This window comes from Streptomyces sp. NPDC048424, assembly GCF_040651555.1.
Taxonomy (GTDB): Bacteria; Actinomycetota; Actinomycetes; order Streptomycetales; family Streptomycetaceae; genus Streptomyces.
In genome coordinates this window covers 91249-110088 of record NZ_JBEZKE010000002.1, presented here as the reverse complement: position 1 = coordinate 110088, position 18840 = coordinate 91249, and the positions used below count along the sequence as shown (strand labels likewise).

18 protein-coding genes are annotated in these 18840 nt (G+C 71.3%); 7 read left to right on the top strand and 11 right to left on the bottom strand.

All coding sequences use genetic code 11. The annotated features are described in order from the left end of the window. From nuoH to AB0D29_RS02970, 8 genes are read right to left on the bottom strand one after another with little or no spacing between them, the layout of a single operon-like run. Window positions 1-1368 (bottom strand): NADH-quinone oxidoreductase subunit NuoH, encoded by a 1368-nt coding sequence (nuoH, locus tag AB0D29_RS03005; protein WP_362851892.1) that lies wholly within the window; start codon window positions 1366-1368, stop codon window positions 1-3. Further along, complete coding sequence (locus tag AB0D29_RS03000) at window positions 1365-3869, bottom strand: NADH-quinone oxidoreductase subunit G (RefSeq protein ID WP_362851891.1); 2505 nt, start codon at window positions 3867-3869, stop codon at window positions 1365-1367. The genes nuoH and AB0D29_RS03000 overlap by 4 nt, the downstream gene beginning before the upstream one ends. Then, entirely contained in the window at window positions 3866-5245 is a 1380-nt protein-coding gene (gene nuoF, locus AB0D29_RS02995; RefSeq protein ID WP_319722239.1) for an NADH-quinone oxidoreductase subunit NuoF, read from the bottom strand. The genes AB0D29_RS03000 and nuoF overlap by 4 nt, the downstream gene beginning before the upstream one ends. After that, on the bottom strand, window positions 5242-6024 hold the full coding sequence (gene nuoE / locus AB0D29_RS02990; protein WP_362851890.1) for an NADH-quinone oxidoreductase subunit NuoE: 783 nt from the start codon (window positions 6022-6024) through the stop codon (window positions 5242-5244). Before nuoE ends, nuoF begins: the two co-directional genes overlap by 4 nt. Next, window positions 6021-7361: an NADH-quinone oxidoreductase subunit D gene (locus AB0D29_RS02985; protein ID WP_362851889.1), complete on the bottom strand. Its 1341-nt coding sequence runs from the start codon at window positions 7359-7361 to the stop codon at window positions 6021-6023. The genes nuoE and AB0D29_RS02985 overlap by 4 nt, the downstream gene beginning before the upstream one ends. Further along, window positions 7361-8098: an NADH-quinone oxidoreductase subunit C gene (locus tag AB0D29_RS02980; RefSeq protein WP_362851888.1), complete on the bottom strand. Its 738-nt coding sequence runs from the start codon at window positions 8096-8098 to the stop codon at window positions 7361-7363. Before AB0D29_RS02980 ends, AB0D29_RS02985 begins: the two co-directional genes overlap by 1 nt. After that, window positions 8095-8649 carry an NADH-quinone oxidoreductase subunit B gene (locus AB0D29_RS02975; protein ID WP_030162005.1) on the bottom strand — a complete coding sequence of 185 codons (555 nt, stop codon included), beginning with the start codon at window positions 8647-8649 and terminating at the stop codon, window positions 8095-8097. The genes AB0D29_RS02980 and AB0D29_RS02975 overlap by 4 nt, the downstream gene beginning before the upstream one ends. 15 nt (window positions 8650-8664) lie before the next feature. Continuing rightward, on the bottom strand, window positions 8665-9024 hold the full coding sequence (locus AB0D29_RS02970) for an NADH-quinone oxidoreductase subunit A (protein ID WP_030010013.1): 360 nt from the start codon (window positions 9022-9024) through the stop codon (window positions 8665-8667). A 778-nt stretch (window positions 9025-9802) separates the two neighbouring features. Here AB0D29_RS02970 and AB0D29_RS02965 point away from each other — a divergent pair. Next, window positions 9803-10648 carry an NlpC/P60 family protein gene (locus tag AB0D29_RS02965; RefSeq protein ID WP_362851887.1) on the top strand — a complete coding sequence of 282 codons (846 nt, stop codon included), beginning with the start codon at window positions 9803-9805 and terminating at the stop codon, window positions 10646-10648. Window positions 10649-10726: 78 nt separating this feature from the next. Here the strand turns inward: AB0D29_RS02965 and AB0D29_RS02960 are convergent, their stop codons facing one another. Beyond that, on the bottom strand, window positions 10727-11686 hold the full coding sequence (locus AB0D29_RS02960) for a hypothetical protein (protein WP_362851886.1): 960 nt from the start codon (window positions 11684-11686) through the stop codon (window positions 10727-10729). A gap of 23 nt (window positions 11687-11709) precedes the next feature. Next, complete coding sequence (locus AB0D29_RS02955) at window positions 11710-12120, bottom strand: hypothetical protein (protein WP_362851885.1); 411 nt, start codon at window positions 12118-12120, stop codon at window positions 11710-11712. A gap of 251 nt (window positions 12121-12371) precedes the next feature. On the opposite strand from AB0D29_RS02955, the gene AB0D29_RS02950 reads away from it, so the two are divergent. From AB0D29_RS02950 to AB0D29_RS02930, 5 genes are all read left to right on the top strand, one after another. Beyond that, window positions 12372-12824: a hypothetical protein gene (locus AB0D29_RS02950; protein WP_362851884.1), complete on the top strand. Its 453-nt coding sequence runs from the start codon at window positions 12372-12374 to the stop codon at window positions 12822-12824. Beyond that, on the top strand, window positions 12821-14455 hold the full coding sequence (locus AB0D29_RS02945) for a peptidoglycan-binding domain-containing protein (protein ID WP_362851883.1): 1635 nt from the start codon (window positions 12821-12823) through the stop codon (window positions 14453-14455). Before AB0D29_RS02950 ends, AB0D29_RS02945 begins: the two co-directional genes overlap by 4 nt. Window positions 14456-14544: 89 nt before the next feature. After that, window positions 14545-15204, top strand: a complete 660-nt coding sequence (locus AB0D29_RS02940; RefSeq protein ID WP_362852145.1) for an ABC transporter ATP-binding protein — start codon at window positions 14545-14547, stop codon at window positions 15202-15204. Beyond that, window positions 15201-16421 carry an ABC transporter permease gene (locus tag AB0D29_RS02935; RefSeq protein WP_362851882.1) on the top strand — a complete coding sequence of 407 codons (1221 nt, stop codon included), beginning with the start codon at window positions 15201-15203 and terminating at the stop codon, window positions 16419-16421. Before AB0D29_RS02940 ends, AB0D29_RS02935 begins: the two co-directional genes overlap by 4 nt. Before the next feature lie 50 nt (window positions 16422-16471). Then, window positions 16472-16795: a hypothetical protein gene (locus AB0D29_RS02930; RefSeq protein WP_362851881.1), complete on the top strand. Its 324-nt coding sequence runs from the start codon at window positions 16472-16474 to the stop codon at window positions 16793-16795. Between the two features lie 41 nt (window positions 16796-16836). Here AB0D29_RS02930 and AB0D29_RS02925 read toward each other — a convergent pair whose 3' ends face one another. Continuing rightward, window positions 16837-18120, bottom strand: coding sequence for a geranylgeranyl reductase family protein (locus tag AB0D29_RS02925; RefSeq protein ID WP_362851880.1), 1284 nt, complete (start codon window positions 18118-18120; stop codon window positions 16837-16839). Window positions 18121-18217: 97 nt separating this feature from the next. On the opposite strand from AB0D29_RS02925, the gene AB0D29_RS02920 reads away from it, so the two are divergent. Continuing rightward, complete coding sequence (locus AB0D29_RS02920) at window positions 18218-18745, top strand: GNAT family N-acetyltransferase (RefSeq protein WP_362851879.1); 528 nt, start codon at window positions 18218-18220, stop codon at window positions 18743-18745. Window positions 18746-18840 lie beyond the last annotated feature (95 nt).

The following is an 18840-nucleotide window of genomic DNA, read 5'->3' as shown; positions in this document are numbered from 1 at the left end:
TCAAGCCTCCTCTCGGTCACTGTCAGTATTCGTCCCGCCACTGACAATCAGCTCCCGCTCGCTGCGAGACCGCCTGCGGGGTACGGGTGCCAGGTGCTGGCCGGGCTTGGGCGGTACGGGGAATCCGCCCGCCAGCGGGTCGAAGGGCACGGCGTCGGCGACGGCCTCGGCGGCCTGCGCCTTCTCGCGCTTGTCACGGAAGAGGTCCGCGACGAAGGAGAGCAGCAGGATCGCCACGACTCCGCCGCCGACGTAGAGGACGATCTCGCTGAAGTCGTACGCCTCGTTGCGCAGCGCCCGGACGGTCGCGACCAGCATCAGCCAGACCACGGAGACCGGGATCAGCACCTTCCAGCCGAGCTTCATCAGCTGGTCGTAGCGCACGCGCGGCAGCGTGCCGCGCAGCCAGATGAAGAAGAACAGCAGCAGCTGCACCTTGATGACGAACCAGAGCATCGGCCACCAGCCGTGGTTCGCGCCCTCCCAGAACGTGCTGATCGGGTACGGGGCCCGCCAGCCGCCGAGGAAGAGCGTGACCGAGACCGCCGAGACGGTGACCATGTTGACGTACTCGGCCAGCATGAACAGCGCGAACTTGATCGACGAGTACTCGGTGTTGAAGCCGCCGACGAGGTCGCCCTCGGACTCCGGCATGTCGAAGGGGGCGCGGTTCGTCTCGCCGACCATCGTGATGACGTAGATGATGAAGGACACCGGCAGCAGGACGATGAACCAGCGGTCCTCCTGCGCCTCGACGATCGCCGAGGTCGACATCGACCCGGAGTAGAGGAAGACCGAGGCGAAGGCCGCGCCCATCGCGATCTCGTAGGAGATCATCTGCGCGCAGGAGCGCAGTCCGCCGAGGAGCGGGTAGGTGGAGCCGGAGGACCAGCCCGCCAGCACGATGCCGTAGATGCCGACCGAGGCCACCGCGAGGATGTAGAGCATCGCGATGGGCAGGTCGGTCAGCTGCATGCTGGTGCGCTGGCCGAAGATGGAGACCTGGTCGTCCGCGGGCCCGAAGGGGATCACCGCGATGGCCATGAAGGCCGGGATCGCCGCGATGATCGGGGCCAGGACGTAGACCACCTTGTCGGCGCGCTTGACGATGAGGTCTTCCTTGAGCATCAGCTTCACGCCGTCGGCGAGCGACTGGAGCATGCCCCAGGGCCCGTGCCGGTTGGGGCCGATGCGCAGCTGCATCCAGGCGACGACCTTGCGCTCCCACACGATGGAGAAGAGCACGGTCACCATGAGGAAGGCGAAGCAGAACACCGCCTTGATGACGACGAGCCACCAGACGTCCCGGCCGAACAGGGACAGGTCCTCGGCGGCCAGTTGTACGAAGTCACCGTGTACCGCGTTCACGCGTCCACCTCCGCAGTGGTGTCGCCGGCGCCGGCCGGGGTCGCCGGGCCGATGCGCACGAGGCTGCCCGGGCGGGCGCCGGCGTCGGCGAGGACGCCGGAGCCGGTGGAGTTCAGCGGGAGCCAGACCACGCGGTCGGGCATCTCGGTGATCCGGAGCGGGAGTTCCACGGAGCCGGCCGGGCCGGTGACCGCGAGGACGTCGCCGTTCTTGACGCCCGTCTCGGCGGCCGTGGCGGCCGACAGCCGGGCGCTCGCCTCGTGCCGCGTGCCGGCAAGGGCCTCGTCGCCCTCCTGGAGCCGGCCCAGGTCGAGGAGGAGCCGGTGGCCCGCGAGGACCGCCTCGCCGACGCCCGGGCGGGGCAGCGGCGCGGTGTCGGCGGCCTGTTCGGCGGCGCGCTCCCCGGCCCACGGGCCGAGCGCGTCGAGCTCCCGGCGTACGGCGTGTACGTCGGGCAGCGCGATCGGCCGGTCGGCGGCGTCGGCCAGCATGTGGAGCACGCGGGCGTCGGCCGGGGCGAGCCGGCGGGTCATCTGGTCGGGCTTGAGCGCCGCCTCGAACGGGCGGACCCTGCCCTCCCAGTTGATGAACGCACCGGCCTTCTCGGCGACCGCGGCCACCGGGAGGACCACGTCCGCGTGGGCGGTGACCTCGCCGGGCCGCAGTTCCAGGGAGACCACGAAGGCCTCCTGGAGGGCGATCCGCGCGCGGACCGGATCCGGCAGGTCGCTCACCTCGACGCCCGCGACCAGCAGGGCCGAGAGCTCGCGGGAGGCCGCGGCCTCGACGATCTGGCCGGTGTCGCGGCCGTAGCGGTGCGGGAGTTCGTCCAGGCCCCAGGCGGTGGCGACCTCGTCGCGGGCCCGCGGGTCGGTGGCCGGGCGGCCGCCCGGCAGCAGGGACGGCAGCGCGCCCGCCTCGACGGCGGCCCGCTCACCGGCCCGGCGCGGGATCCACACCAGCTTCGCGCCGGTCGCGGCGGCGGCCCGTACGGCGGCGGTCAGCGCGCCGGGCACCCCGGCGAGCCGCTCCCCGACCACGATGACGGCGCCGGGCTCGCGCAGCGCGTCGGCGGCGACGGACCCGCCGGCCTCCAGGCCGGTCCGGGAGGCGAGCGCGTCCAGCCACTCGGGCTCGGTGCCGGGGGCGGCGGCCAGCAGCGTGCCGCCCGTCTTCTCCAGGCCGCGGGTGGCGAACGGGGCGAGGGCGAAGGTCCGCTGCTTGTGCTTGCGGTGGGCCTTGCGCAGCCGCAGGAAGACGCCGGGGGCCTCCTCCTCCGCCTCGATGCCGACGAGGAGGACGGCCGGGGCCGCCTCCAGCGAGGTGTTGGTGACACCGGACCCGTCGAGGTCCTTGCCGGTGCCGGCGACGGTGGCGGCCAGGAACTCGGCCTCCTCCGCACTGTGCACGCGGGCCCGGAAGTCGATGTCGTTGGTGTCGAGCACCACCCGGGCGAACTTCGCGTACGCGTAGGCGTCCTCGACGGTGAGCCGGCCGCCGGTGAGCACCCCGGCCCGGCCGCGCGCGGCGGCGAGCCCGTTCGCGGCGGCCTCCAGGGCCTCGGGCCAGCTCGCCGGCTCCAGCACCCCGGCGGAGTTGCGCACCAGCGGGGTGGTGAGCCGGTCCGGGCGCTGCGCGTAGCGGAACCCGAAGCGGCCCTTGTCGCAGATCCACTCCTCGTTGACCTCGGGGTCCTCGGCGGCGAGGCGGCGCAGCACCTTGCCGCGTCGGTGGTCGGTACGGGTCGCGCAGCCGCCCGCGCAGTGCTCGCACACGCTCGGGGAGGAGACGAGGTCGAACGGGCGGGAGCGGAACCGGTACGCGGCCGAGGTGAGGGCGCCGACCGGGCAGATCTGGATGGTGTTGCCGGAGAAGTACGACTCGAAGGGGTCGCCCTCGCCGATGCCGACCTGCTGGAGCGCGCCGCGTTCCAGCAGCTCGATCATCGGGTCGCCGGCGATCTCGTTGGAGAAGCGGGTGCAGCGGGCGCACAGTACGCAGCGCTCGCGGTCCAGCAGCACCTGCGTGGAGATCGGGACCGGCTTCTCGTAGGTGCGCTTCTTCCCCTCGAACCGCGAGTCGGCGTTGCCGTGCGACATCGCCTGGTTCTGCAGCGGGCACTCGCCGCCCTTGTCGCAGACCGGGCAGTCCAGCGGGTGGTTGATGAGCAGCAGCTCCATCACCCCGCGCTGGGCCTTGTCGGCGACCTCGGAGGTCAGCTGGGTCTTGACGACCATGCCGTCGGTGCAGGTGATGGTGCAGGAGGCCATCGGCTTGCGCTGGCCCTCGACCTCGACGATGCACTGGCGGCAGGCGCCGGCCGGGGAGAGGAGGGGGTGGTCGCAGAACCGGGGGATCTCGATGCCGAGCTGTTCGGCGGCCCGGATGACGAGGGTGCCCTTGGGCACGGACAGTTCGGCGCCGTCGATGGTCAGCGACACCAGGTCCGCGGGCGGCACGGCCGCGTCTCCTCCGGAGGCGGCCGTAGTGGTGACGGTCATGCGTTCACCTCCGTGTCGGCCCAGAGGGTCGACTTCCTGGGGTCGAAGGGGCAGCCCTTGCCCGTGATGTGCTGCTCGTACTCCTCGCGGAAGTACTTGAGCGAGGAGAAGATCGGGCTGGCCGCGCCGTCGCCGAGCGCGCAGAAGGACTTGCCGTTGATGTTGTCGGCGATGTCGTTCAGCTTGTCGAGGTCGGACATGACGCCCTTGCCGGCCTCGATGTCGCGCAGCAGCTGGACCAGCCAGTACGTGCCCTCGCGGCACGGGGTGCACTTGCCGCAGGACTCGTGGGCGTAGAACTCCGTCCACCGGGTCACGGCCCGCACCACGCAGGTGGTCTCGTCGAAGCACTGGAGCGCCTTGGTGCCGAGCATGGAGCCGGCCGCGCCGACGCCCTCGTAGTCGAGCGGGACGTCGAGGTGCTCGTCGGTGAACATCGGGGTGGAGGAGCCGCCCGGGGTCCAGAACTTCAGCCGGTGGCCGGGCCGCATGCCGCCGCTCATGTCGAGGAGCTGGCGCAGGGTGATGCCGAGCGGGGCCTCGTACTGGCCGGGTCCGGCGACGTGCCCGGACAGCGAATACAGCGTGAAACCGGGGGACTTCTCGGTCCCCATCGACTTGAACCAGTCCTTGCCCTTGTTCAGGATCGCGGGAACCGAGGCGATGGACTCGACGTTGTTCACGACAGTGGGGCACGCGTAGAGCCCCTCGACGGCAGGGAAGGGGGGACGCAGCCGGGGCTGACCGCGCCGGCCTTCGAGGGAGTCGAGCAGCGCCGTCTCCTCGCCGCAGATGTACGCGCCCGCGCCCGCGTGCACCGTGATGTCGAGGTCGAGCCCGCTCCCGAGGATGTCCTTCCCGAGGTAACCGGCCTCGTACGCCTCGCGCACCGCCTCGTGCAGGCGCCGCAGGACCGGCACCACCTCGCCGCGCAGGTAGATGAAGGCGTGCTGCGAGCGGATCGCGTAGCACGCGATGATCATTCCCTCGATGAGGGAGTGCGGGTTGGCGAAGAGGAGGGGGATGTCCTTGCAGGTTCCCGGCTCCGACTCGTCCGCGTTCACGACGAGGTAGTGCGGCTTCCCGTCGCCCTGGGGGATGAACTGCCACTTCATCCCGGTGGGGAAGCCGGCGCCGCCGCGTCCGCGCAGGCCCGAGTCCTTGACGTACGCGATGAGGTCGTCGGGGGTCATCGCGAGCGCCTTGCGCAGGCCTTCGTAGCCCTCGTGGCGCCGGTAGGTCTCCAGCGTCCACGACTGCGGCTCGTCCCAGAAGGCCGACAGCACGGGCGCGAGGAGCTTCTCCGGGCTCGTGCCCCCGCCGGCCTCCGGCCGGGAGGTGCTGCCCCCATTGCTCAGTTCGGAGGACACGGTCATCCCTCCCCTCCCTCAGTGGTGGTGTCGCCACGGGCCTCGCCGCGCGCCTCGGTACGCGGGTGCACGATCGAGGCGTGCGGGGACTCGCCGCGGGCGATGCGCAGCCCGATCAGGGAGGCGGGACCGGCGCCGCCGGTCGCCTCGACCGCGCCCTCGCGCTCGTCCGGGAACCCGGCCAGGATCCGGGCGGTCTCCTTGTACGTGCACAGCGGCGCGCCCCGGGTCGGCGAGACCTCGCGGCCGGCCAGCAGGTCGTCCACGAGCGCCTTGGCGGATGCGGGGGTCTGGTTGTCGAAGAACTCCCAGTTGACCATCACCACGGGGGCGAAGTCGCAGGCCGCGTTGCACTCGATGTGTTCGAGGGTGACCTTGCCGTCGGGGGTGGTCTCGTTGTTGCCGACCCCGAGGTGCTCCTTGAGTTCCTCGAAGATGGCGTCGCCGCCCATCACCGCGCACAGGGTGTTCGTGCACACGCCGACCTGGTAGTCGCCGGAGGGCTTGCGGCGGTACATCGTGTAGAAGGTCGCGACGGCCGTGACCTCGGCGGTGGTCAGGCCCAGCACCTCGGCGCAGAAGCGGACTCCGGTGCGCGAGACGTGGCCTTCCTGTGCCTGGCACAGGTGCAGCAGCGGCAGCAGGGCCGAGCGGCTGTCGGGGTAGCGGGCGATGACCTCCTTCGCGTCCGCTTCGAGGCGCTCGCGTACCTCCGCCGGAAAGTCGGGGGCCGGCAGCTGGGGCATGCCCAGCGAGACCCCTTGGTTCTGAGGACTGGCGGTCATCGGTCGACGCCTCCCATCACGGGGTCGATGGAGGCGACGGCGACGATGACGTCGGCGACCTGGCCGCCCTCGCACATCGCGGCCATGGCCTGCAGGTTGGTGAAGGACGGGTCGCGGAAGTGGACCCGGTAGGGGCGGGTGCCGCCGTCGGAGACCACGTGCACGCCGAGCTCGCCCTTGGGCGATTCGACGGCCGCGTACGCCTGGCCGGCCGGTACCCGGAAGCCCTCGGTCACCAGCTTGAAGTGGTGGATGAGGGCCTCCATGGAGGTGCCCATGATGTTCCTGATGTGGTCGAGCGAGTTGCCGAGGCCGTCGGGGCCCATCGCCAGCTGCGCCGGCCAGGCGATCTTCTTGTCGGCGACCATCACCGGGCCCGGCTGCAGCCGCTCCAGGCACTGCTCGACGATCCGCAGCGACTGGCGCATCTCCTCCAGGCGGATCAGGAACCGCCCGTAGGAGTCGCAGCTCTCGGTGGTCGGCACGTCGAACTCGTAGTTCTCGTACCCGCAGTACGGCTCGGACTTGCGCAGGTCGTGCGGCAGGCCGGCGGAGCGCAGGATCGGGCCGGTGGCGCCGAGCGCCATGCAGCCGGTGAGGTCGAGGTAGCCGACGTCCTGCATGCGGGCCTTGAAGATGGGGTTGCCGGTGGCGAGCTTGTCGTATTCCGGCAGGTTCTTCTTCATCGTCTTGATGAACTCGCGCAGCTGGTCGACGGCGCCCGGGGGCAGGTCCTGCGCGAGGCCGCCGGGGCGGATGAACGCGTGGTTCATGCGCAGTCCGGTGATCAGCTCGAAGATGTCGAGGATCAGTTCGCGGTCGCGGAAGCCGTAGATCATGATCGTGGTCGCGCCCAGCTCCATGCCGCCGGTGGCGATGCACACCAGGTGGGAGGAGAGCCGGTTGAGCTCCATCAGCAGGACGCGGATGACGGTGGCGCGGTCCGGGATCTGGTCGGTGATGCCGAGCAGCTTCTCGACGCCGAGGCAGTACGCCGTCTCGTTGAAGAACGGCGTCAGGTAGTCCATGCGCGTCACGAAGGTGGTGCCCTGCGTCCAGTTCCGGTATTCGAGGTTCTTCTCGATGCCGGTGTGCAGGTAGCCGATGCCGCAGCGGGCCTCGGTGACCGTCTCGCCGTCGATCTCCAGGATCAGGCGGAGCACCCCGTGGGTGGACGGGTGCTGGGGGCCCATGTTGACGACGATCCGCTCGTCGTCGGCCCTGGCCGCGGACTGGACGATCTCGTCCCAGTCGCCGCCGGTGACGGTGTAGACGGTGCCCTCGGTCGTCTCGCGCGCGGAAGCGTGATCGGCGGAGGCGTGATTCGAAGTGGACATCAGCTGTACGACCTCCGCTGGTCGGGAGCCGGGATCTGGGCGCCCTTGTACTCGACGGGGATGCCGCCGAGCGGGTAGTCCTTGCGCTGCGGGAAGCCCTGCCAGTCGTCCGGCATCATGATCCGGGTGAGGGCCGGGTGCCCGTCGAAGATCAGGCCGAAGAAGTCGTACGTCTCGCGCTCGTGCCAGTCGTTGGTCGGGTAGACGGGGACGAGCGAGGGGACGTGCGGGTCGCTGTCCGGGACGGACACCTCCAGCCGCACGATCCGGCCGTGGGTGAGCGAGCGCAGGTGGTAGACGGCGTGCAGCTCGCGGCCCTTGTCTTCGGGGAAGTGGACCCCGGAGACGCCGGTGCAGAGTTCGAAGCGCAGGGCGGGGTCGTCGCGCAGGGTGCGCGCGACCCGTACGAGGTGCTCGCGGGCGATGTGGAAGGTCAGCTCGCCCCGGTCGACCACCGTCTTCTCGATGGCGTTCTCGGGGACCAGGTCCTGCTCCTCCAGGGCGCCCTCGAGCTCGTCGGCCACCTCGTCGAAGTAGGAGCCGTACGGGCGGCTGGTCGCGCCGGGCAGGGCGACGGTGCGCACCAGGCCGCCGTATCCGCTGGTGTCGCCGCCGTTCGCGGCGCCGAACATGCCCTTGCGGACGCCGATGACCTCGGGTCCCTGGTCGCGCGGCGCAGGGACGTTGCTGCCGTTGTCGCCGGTGGTGCCGTTCTCCGGCTCTTGGGTCTCGCTCACCGGAGCAGCCCCTTCATCTCGATGGTGGGGAGGGCCTTGAGGGCCGCCTCCTCCGCCTCACGTGCCGCCTCTTCCCGGTTCACGCCGAGCTTTCCGCCCTGGATCTTCTGGTGGAGCTTGAGGATCGCGTCCATCAGCATCTCGGGGCGCGGCGGGCAGCCGGGCAGGTAGATGTCCACCGGGACGATGTGGTCGACGCCTTGGACGATCGCGTAGTTGTTGAACATGCCGCCCGAAGAGGCGCAGACCCCCATGGAGATGACCCACTTGGGAGCGGGCATCTGGTCGTACACCTGCCGCAGCACCGGCGCCATCTTCTGGCTGACCCGGCCGGCCACGATCATCAGGTCGGCCTGGCGCGGGGAGCCGCGGAAGACCTCCATGCCGAAGCGGGCCAGGTCGTACCGGCCCGCTCCGGTGGTCATCATCTCGATGGCGCAGCAGGCCAGGCCGAAGGTCGCCGGGAAGACGGACGACTTGCGCACCCAGCCCGCGGCCTGTTCGACGGTGGTCAGCAGGAAGCCGCTCGGCAGCTTCTCTTCCAGTCCCATGGAAAATTCAGCCCCTCAGTCCCATTCCAGGCCGCCGCGGCGCCACACGTAGGCGTAGGCGACGAAGACGGTGAGCACGAAGAGCAGCATCTCGACGAGCCCGAAGATCCCCAGGGAGTCGAAGGTGACGGCCCAGGGGTAGAGGAAGACAACCTCGATGTCGAAGACGATGAAGAGCATCGCCGTCAGGTAGTACTTGATGGGGAAGCGGCCGCCGCCGGCCGGCATCGGTGTCGGCTCGATGCCGCACTCGTACGCTTCGAGCTTCGCCCGGTTGTACCGTTTTGGGCCGATCAGCGTGGCCATGACCACGGAGAAGATCGCAAACCCTGCGCCGAGGGCGCCGAGCACGAGGATGGGTGCGTACGCATTCACGCTCCTCGCTCCTTCCAGTCGTCCTTGACCGTTGGACCGCCTCCGGCACCGTGTGCGCCGCCTCGCGAAGATCACGCTTCAATCGAGCGCTTGCATGTGAGGCAGTTCACAAGCCGGACTGCTGCGCATCTTATGCCCGCCCGTCTGTGATCTGCGACACGGGTTACAACACCGAGTTTGTGATCTCCACCACCTGACGAACGATCATGAAGCCCACTGAGTGGTGATCTTCATACAGGAAGCATCCACAGGATCACCAAAGGTGACATCCGACCCCGTTACCGCAGGTAGAGAGCGTGCGTCATTATCAAACATGCCCCGTGCAGACAAATTTGCACCACACGCGTGGTGGCGGTAAAGGGATCGGCGTCGCCCGGTCGGGGGAGGGGTGTGTACGGAGGTGGACGCGGGGCAGACGAGGGGTGCCAGGGGACGCCCGGGCGCGTGCATCCGTTCACGAACCTCTCGGCCTCTTCACAGGAAGGTCACGGACGGGGCACAGCGTCCGCATCGCGTGACACTCCTGTGACCTGCGCCACTCTGAATCTTCGCTTCCGAAAGAGGGCTTGGCCATCTGTGCGGCGGGATGGTAGGTCGTGGATCATTTCGGACTTATTTCAGAAACCCCATGATCACAGCCTTGTGAAGGCCTGTCCGTTTCGCCCGTTACGGCGTCAATAAGAAGCGGGACGCGCCCGGTTAGCGCCGTTCGCGGGCAACTGTGGCGCAACCCACGTTTCTTGAAGGGACCCCGGACGCCCTGATAGCGGTTGTCCTCATGTCCCACACCGCTCACATACCCAGCCACCGGAAGCCCCGTCGTAGCGCCTCGAAGCTCGCGGTCCGCGCCGGAGTTGCCGGTGGCGTCCTCAGCACCCTGGCCATGGCCGGCACCGCGAGCGCGTCCCCGTCCGAGCCCGTGGCCGAGACGACGCTCGAAATGCCGGTCCTCAACCTGGATCTGGCCGCCGAGGTCTCCTCCGCCGTCACCACGGCAGCCGAGAACACCCGCCTGGCCGCCGTCGAGGGCGAACTGACCGCCCAGGAGGAGAGCGCCCGCACCGGCGCCGCCGCCGAGGCGAAGCAGGCCAAGGAAGAGGCCCAGAAGAAGGCCGACGAGGAGAAGAAGGAGAAGGAGGAGGCGGACCGCAAGGCCGCGGCCGAGCGCGCCACCCGCTCCTCCGCCCGCACTTCCCTCAACAGCACTTCGGCCTCCGGCTCCGGCTCCGGCAGCTCCCAGGGCACCGGTACCGTCACCGCCCCGGCCACCGGCTCCGCCGCCGCGATCGTCAACTTCGCCCGCGCGCAGGTCGGCAAGGCGTACGTCATGGGCGGCACCGGCCCGTCCTCGTTCGACTGCTCCGGCCTCGTCCAGGCCGCCTACCGCCAGGCCGGCATCTCCCTGCCGCGCATGTCCCAGGCGCAGTCCTCGGCCGGCACCTCGGTGTCCCTGAACGCCCTTCAGCCGGGCGACATCCTCTACTGGGGCTCCAAGGGCAGCGCGTACCACGTCGCCATCTACGTCGGCGGCGGCAAGTTCGTCGGCGCGCAGAACCCCAGCACGGGCATCGTCGAGCGCAACCTGAGCTACGACAAGCCGACGGGCGCCGTCCGCGTCCTCTGATCCTCCGGATCGTCACCACGGCACGAAAGGGCCGGTACTCTCCCGCTCGGGGGTGGAGTACCGGCCCTTCGGCCCGCCTCAGGCGAGGCTCGCCGCCAGCTTGAAGCGCGCGTCGCGCTGCTTCTTGTAGAGCGCCAGCGTCTCGGCGTGCTCCTCGACGAGACGCTCCTGGTAGGCCTTCTCGACCGCGGCCCAGATCCCGACGAGGTTCACCTCGCGCTTGCACGCGACGTCGGCCTTGGCGGCCGTGACGGCCTTCGCGCCGCCCTTGTCGTCCTGCAGGCCCAGCTTCTCGATGACCTCGTACGGCGTGGCAACCCCGCCGTATCCCGATTTGTCCATGCATGCCGCCCAGTTCTTCAGCATGCCGACGACCCGGGAGTCCTGCCGGGACCGCTCGTGCGCCTCCGAGGCCAGCCCGAACGCGAAGAGCAGGTCCACGCTGTCCTTCGTCGGCGCGTACAGCTTCCGGTAGCCCTCCCGCGCACACCCGCCGGCCGGCACCTTCTGCCCGCCCGCCATCAGGCCGCTGTCGAGCTGCGCGGCCTCCTCCTCTGTGTTCGCGTCGGGGATTTTCGCGCCCTGGGCTCCCGGCTGTTCGCCGTTCATCACGACGTAGGCGCTGTCGCTCAGCTGCGGCGCCGGGGGCTTGGCGGGCATCCCCTCCCCCGCGGACTTGTCGTACCCGTGGGCCGCCGCGTACACCGGATCAGCCGGGCCGAAGAGGTACCGGTGCCGGTCCTCGGCCGCCCCGCCGCCGGACGGCGCGGCCGCCCTCACCCCCTCGTACGTGAACCCGTACCGGGCCATGCACCGGGAGACCAGCATCTGCTGGACCTGGCCCATGCGGATCCGCTCGGCTTCGGTGTCCGTGTACGCGTCCATCGGGAAGGACAGCGCGGCCGTCGCCGGATTGGACTCGACGGGGCCGAGCTCCGGTTCGCCGCCCTCCGCACCGCCGGCGCCGGAACATCCGGCCAGCACCGTGGCCAGCAGGACGGCCGGGGCGACGAGACGGAGGCGCCGGGCGGTGCGCATAGCGTGGAACTCCTTCGTCCGGATCAGGGGTGGAGGGTGAAGGTGGCCGAGCTGATCTTGTTCTTGAAATTGGCCGAGGCGTTGCCCGAGTAGCCCGACGGGATCTCGCCGACATTGCCGTCGATGTTCGCGTCGGTCGCGACCTTCCAGGCGTAGACGTCGCGGTTCCGGTACGACTCGGTGTTGTCGTTCACGAGGGCCCCGGCGCCCGTGCACCCGCTCTTGAAGTAGTTGTCGTTGAAGTTCAGGTCCTCGCCGTACAGGTCAAACACACAACCCGACTGACCCTGGTAGTAGAAAAGACCGAACTCGTCGACTTCCAGATTTCCGTCCTTGCCCATGGCCGCGGCCTGTCCGGCCGTACCCAGGAGAATCGCGCACACCGATACGGCGGCGACGCCGCCCGTGGTCAGCGCGCGGAATGCCTTGTTCATGTTCTGCCCCTCTGCAGGTGAAATGGCGACGCGGAGCCGAAACCATGATCGCGACTCCGTCCGGCCGGGATTCAACAGGTCACGGCGTCCGAAAACCAGGTCCTTCTCACCTGATGGACAGTCACGTCTGGTTACTGTCCAGGAACTTGTGCGTGCACTTTCCGCTCTCTACTATCGCCCGGCGCGCACTCCTCGCACTTCTCGCACGGGCGCGCCGATCCCACTTCTACCGCCGCAAGGGAACTCCCGTCGTGCACGCACGCTATTTCGCTCCACTGCTCCTCATATGCATTTCACTGACGGGATGCGGCGGCGGGGACAAGGAACCCGGGGCGAGCGACAGTCCGCCGCCCACCGCCGAGGAAATCGCCTACTACGACTGCTTGGAGAAGCAGGGCGTGGCCATCGTCCACACCGATTACGGCGCGCCCCGCGAGGACAAGTCGAAGCCCTGGAACGAGGAGGCGCACAAGGCCTGCGAGTCGAAGCTGCCGCCGGCCGCGAAGCCCCGGCCGGCCGAGCCGGAGCAGCTCGCCGCCGCGCAGAAGGAGGCCGCCTGCCTGCGGGCCGAGGGCGTGTCCTGGTACCCGGACCCCGATCCGGTCACCGGTGAGATCGACCAGACCAAGGGCACTCCCGAGCAGTGGTCCGCGCTCAAGCGCGACCACGTGAACGCGTTGAAGAAGTGCCGGACGGAGAGATGAGCGAGCTCGATCACGTCGTGGAGCACACCGAGGTGCCCGAGGACGACCGCGGCGGGCTCGCGCGGGGGCGGCGCGTGGTGCTCGCAGTCGTCGGCGGGGCCGCGCTGATGGCCATCGGGGGGCTGCTGGCCACCACGTTCGTGAAGTCCCCCGCGCAGGTGGCCGCGGAGACCGGCCCGCCCGCGCAGGGTGCCCTGACGGCGGAGGTCGAACGGCGGGTGCTCGCGCAGACCCTGGTGATGCGCGGCTCCGTCGTCGCCGACCAGAGCGTCGAGGTGTCCCCGCAGGGGATCCGCTCCGGTGACGGCGCGGGGTCGGGGGCGGCCATGGTGACCAAGCTGCCGCCGAAGGCCGGGGATCCGGTCACGGCGGGGCAGCTGATCGCCGAGGTCTCCGGGCGGCCGGTGTTCACCCTGCACGGCACGCAGCCGATGTACCGGGACCTCAAGCCGGGGGCCTCCGGGGACGACGTCGCACAGGTGCAGCAGGCGCTGCGCGAGCTCGGGCACGGCACCGGCTCCGACCCGAAGGGCGTCTTCGGAGCCGGTACGAAGGCCGCGCTCGCCGCCCGCTACCGGGCCATCGGGTACGAGCCGCTGCCCGCGGTCGCCGACGGCGGCGCGGCGCTCAAGTCGGCGCGGGAGGCGGTCCGGTCGGCGACGTGGGCCGTCGAGGACGCGGTGGGCTCCGCCGGTCCCGCGGGTTCGGGCGGCGGCTCCACCGCCGGGCCGGCCCCCTCGGGCGCGAGTGGCTCCGCCGGTTCCGCGGGTCAGGGCGGCGGATCCGCCTCCGGGCCGGGCCCTACGGGTGCGCCCGCGGACGCCGGGTCCGGCAAGGGCGGGACGGCGGCGGGCTCCGGCTCCGGCTCCGGGCGGGAGTTGGTGCGGGCCCGGCAGGCCCTCACGGAGGCGCAGGCCGCGCTCGCCGCCGCCGAGGCCGCCGACGGGCCGATGCTGCCCGCCGCCGAGACCGTGTTCCTGGGCTCCTTCCCGGCCCGCGTCAGCTCCGTCGGCGCCCGCGTCGGCTCCCCCGTCTCGGGCCCGGTGCTCACGCTCTCCGCCGGGGAACTCGTCGTCGAGGCCTACCTCAAGGACGACAAGAAGCAGCTGCTGCGCCCCGGCATGGCCGTGGTGGTCTCCTCCGAGGTCGCCGGCACCGACGTCCGCGGGAAGGTGGCCCTGGTCGCCACCGAGCGGTCCGCCGCACAGCCCGCCGGCCCGCCCCGGCAGCAGGAGCAGGGCCAGAACGCCAAGGGCGGCGGGGACGGCACCGGCGGGGGCAGCGGAGGCGGAGCCGATCTCGGCTACCGGATGGTGGTCCGCGCCGACCAGCCGCTGCCCGCCGGCTTCGCCGGTCAGGACGTCCGGCTGACCATCGAGTCCGCCTCCACCGACGGCGAGGCCCTCGTGGTCCCGGTCACCGCCGTCTCGGCCGGGGCGGACGGGCGTACGGTCGTCACCGCCGTGTCCGCCGAGGGCACCCAGCGGCGCATCGAGGTACGCACCGGCACCAGCGGCGACGGCTTCGTGGCCGTCACCCCGGCCCAGGCGGGCTCCCTCGTGGCCGGCACGCGCGTGGTGATCGGGGTCGCGCCCCGCGGGACCCGCGCGAACCCCGGGAAGGCCAAGTGAGGCTCCTCCCCCGGCGCTCCCGCGCCACCTCCCCCGAAGCCGAGGCGTCCGAGGCCGATGCCGAAGCGCCCGCCGGCGAGGCCGCCCCCGTGATCGAGTTCCGCGGGGTCGGCCTCACCTACCCCGGGCCGCCGCCCGTCGAGGCCCTCCACCCCTGCGAGCTCGTCGTCCGGCGCGGCGAGTTCATCACCGTCGTCGGCCCCTCCGGCTCCGGAAAGTCCACCTTCCTCAACGTCGCCGGACTGCTCGACTCCCCCACCAGCGGCCGGTACCTCCTCGACGGGATCGACACCGCGGCCCTGCCCGACCGGGAGCGCACCGCCCTGCGCGGCCGCCGCATCGGCTTCGTCTTCCAGTCCTTCCACCTGCTGCCCCACCGGTCCGCCCTGGAGAACGTCACCCTCGCCATGCTCTACACCGGAATTCCGCGCGCCCAGCGCCTCGTACGGGCCCGCGAGGCCCTGGACCAGGTCGGTCTCGGGCACCGGGCCGGCGCCGTGCCCGGGCGGCTGTCGGGCGGCGAGCGGCAGCGCGTGGCCATCGCCCGCGCCCTCGTCGGACGGCCCTCGCTGCTGCTGTGCGACGAGCCGACCGGCAACCTCGACTCCGCCAACGCCGCCTCCGTCCTCGGGCTGCTGGACGACCTCCACGGCTCCGGGATGACCGTCCTCGTCATCACGCACGACCTGGAGGTGGCCCGGCGCGGCCGCCGGACCGTCACCATCCGCGACGGGCGGCTGCACCTGTGAGCACCGTCGCACCGACCCGGCTGTCCGTACGCGACGCCCTGTCCGAGGCCGTCGCCGGCATGCTGCGCCGTCCCGGCCGGGCCGCGCTCACCGCCCTCGGCACCGTCCTCGGCGTCGGCAGCTTCGTGGCCGTACTCGGCCTCACCGCCACCATCTCCTCGCAGATCGACGGCCGGTTCAACGTCCTGACCGCCACCGAGGTGAGCATCGAGGACGTCGCCGGGCAGCAGGACGAGTTCGCGGGCCCCGGCTTCCCCGCCGATGCCGAACGGCGGCTGCGCGCGGTCGAGGGCGTCGAGCACGCCGGGGTGATGTGGACGGTACGGCTGGACTCGCGGACCTCCGTCGGCCCGCTGCCGTCCGGCGCCGGCGAGGCCACCACCGGCGCGGCCGTCGTCGCCGCCTCCCCCGGGGCCGTCGCCGCCCTCGTGCCGACCCTCCAGCAGGGGCGGCTCTACGACGAGTTCGCCGAGCGCGGCCACGAGCGCGTCGTCGTCATCGGCAGCGGGCTCGCCGCCCGCCTCGGGATCACCACCCTGGCCACCCGGCCCGCCCTCTACATCGGCCAGGAGCCCTTCACCGTGGGCGGCATCGTCGCCGACCTGGAACGCCGGCCCGAACACCTGATGTCGGTCCTCGTCCCGCGCACCACCGCGGAGCAGCTGTGGGGTCCGCCGTCGCCCGGCTCCGCGAGCATGCTGATCTCCACCGAGCTCGGGGCCGCCCGGCAGGTCGCCGACCTGGCCCCGCTCGCGCTGCGGCCCGACCACCCCGAGTACCTCAAGGCCGTCCCGCCGCCGGACCCGCGCACCCTGCGCTCCGGCGTCACCTCCGACCTGAGCGCGCTCTTCCTGCTGCTCGCCGGGATCTGCCTGGTCATCGGGGCCGTCGGGATCGCCAACACCACGCTCGTCGCCGTGCTGGAGCGGACCGGCGAGATCGGGCTGCGGCGTGCGCTGGGCGCCCGCGGCCGGCACGTCTCGGCGCAGTTCCTCACCGAGTCCGCGGCCCTCGGGGCCCTCGGCGGGCTGGTCGGCACCTCGCTGGGCGAGCTGACCGTCGTCGCCGTCTCCCTCGCCCGGGACTGGACCCCGGTGATCCACCCGGTCACCGTCGCCGCGGCGCCGCTCGTCGGCCTGGTCACGGGGCTGCTGGCCGGCCTCTATCCCGCCTGGCGGGCGGCCCGTGTCGAACCGGCCGAGGCCCTGCGAAGATAGCGGCGGCGCCCTGACCGTCAGAGCGACCCGCCCCCGGAGGTGGTGGTCCCGTGAACCCGAAGCCGTACGAGTCCCACGGCACCGGCGACCCCACCGGTGACCCCACCGCCGTCCCGGCCGCGCTCGGGCTCGGCCTGCTCGCCGTGGGGGGCTGGCTGCTGACGACCGCCCGCCCCTGGCAGAAGCCGGGGCACCCGCTCACGCTGGGGCTCGGCTGGACCGCCTCGGCCGCGCTGCTGGTGTGCGGGCTGGTCCTGCTGGCGAGGTGCGTCCGTACGGTGCACGGCCGCCCGGACACCGGTCCCGACGCGGCTGCCGCCGGAGCCACGACCACGACCACGGACGAGCACCCGCACACGCACCCGGAGGACTGAACGAGCGGCGCCCGCACGGGCGCCGCCGTCCGCCGCCCGGTTCAGGCCTTCGGGGCCACCTTCGAGAGGCCGTTGATGATGCGGTCCATCGCGTCGCCGCCCGTCGGGTCGGTCAGGTTGGCCAGCATCTTCAGCGTGAACCGCATCAGGACCGGGTGGGTCAGGCCGCGCTGCGCGGCGACCTTCATCACCTTCGGGTTGCCGATCAGCTTCACGAAGGCGCGGCCCAGCGTGTAGTAGCCGCCGTAGGTCTCCTTGAGCACCTTCGGGTAGTTGTGCAGCGCCAGCTCGCGCTGGGCCGGGGTGGCCCGGGCGTGCGCCTGCACGATGACGTCGGCCGCGATCTGGCCCGACTCCATGGCGTACGCGATGCCCTCGCCGTTGAACGGGTTGACGAGCCCGCCCGCGTCGCCGACCAGCAGCAGGCCCTTGGTGTAGTGCGGCTGCCGGTTGAAGGCCATCGGCAGGGCCGCGCCGCGGATCGGCTGCGTCATGTTCTCGGGGGTGTAGCCCCAGTCCTCGGGCATGGAGGCGCACCAGGCCTTGAGGACCTCGCGCCAGTCCAGCTCCTTGAAGGCGGAGGAGGAGTTGAGGATGCCGAGGCCCACGTTGGAGGTGCCGTCGCCCATGCCGAAGATCCAGCCGTAGCCGGGCAGCAGCCGGTCCTGCGCGCCGCGCCGGTCCCACAGCTCCAGCCAGGACTCCAGGTAGTCGTCGTCGTGCCGGGGCGAGGTGAAGTACGTGCGGACGGCGACGCCCATCGGGCGGTCCTCGCGCCGGTGCAGGCCCATCGCGAGGGACAGCCGGGAGGAGTTGCCGTCGGCCGCGACGACGAGCGGGGCGCGGAAGGTGACCGGGGTCTTCTCCTCGCCCAGCTTCGCCTGCACGCCGGTGATGTGGCCGGTGCGCGGGTCGCGTACGGGCTCGCCGACGTTGCAGCGCTCGTACAGCCGAGCGCCGGCCTTCTGCGCCTGGCGGGCCAGGGTCTCGTCGAAGTCGTCGCGCTTGCGGACGAGTCCGTAGTCCGGGAAGGAGGCGAGTTCCGGCCAGTCCAACTGCAGCCGCTGGCCGCCGCCGATGATGCGCAGACCCTTGTTCCGCAGCCAGCCGGCCTCTTCGGAGATGTCGATGCCCATCGCCACCAGCTGCTTGGTGGCGCGCGGGGTGAGGCCGTCACCGCAGACCTTCTCGCGCGGGAACGCCGTCTTCTCCAGCAGCAGGACGTCCAATCCGGCCTTGGCGAGGTAGTAGGCGGTGGTCGAGCCGGCGGGCCCGGCCCCGACGACGATCACGTCCGCGGAGTGTTCGGAGAGGAGCTCGGTCACTGCGGGGTCTCCCGAAGGCTCGATAAAGGGTGCCCAACGGCACCGGACATGTGCAGTCTATGCAGCGAGAGAGATCACGATCCGAAGGGTGCCTCCGATGACCACCTCGCCGACCCGGCCGCTTCCCGCCGTACAGCTCCGCGTGCCCACGGATGAGGACGCGCACGCCTGGCACGCGGCCTTCGCCGACCCCGACGTCATGGAGTTCCTCGGTGGTCCCGCGGAACTGTCCGCGTACGAGGAGTTGTCCGCGCGCCAGCGCATGCACGACGCACAGCTCGGCTACTGCCTGTGGACCCTGCTGGACGGGGAGGGCGCGGTGATCGGCTTCACCGGCGCGCAGCCGTGGCCGGCGGAGAAGTCGTGGGGGCCGGTCGGCGAGATCGAGATCGGCTGGCGACTGGGGCGCTCCGCGTGGGGGCGGGGCTACGCGTATGCCGCTGCGCTGGCCACGCTGGACCGGGTCCGGGCGGCCGGTGTTCCGCACGTGGTGGCGATGATCGACGCCCGCAACGGGCGATCCGTGGCGGTGGCGGAGCGGCTCGGGATGGAGCTGGCCGAGGAGTTCACCACTCCGGGTGGCAACCCGGCCCGGCGCTACGAGCTGGCGCTCGGCCGGGGCTGACCGGGGCCGCTGAGCCGCGAGTGACCGGGCTCCGCCCCAGACCCCGCGCCTCAAACGCCGGAGGGGGTCTGGGGCGGAGCCCCAGGAGCGGACCT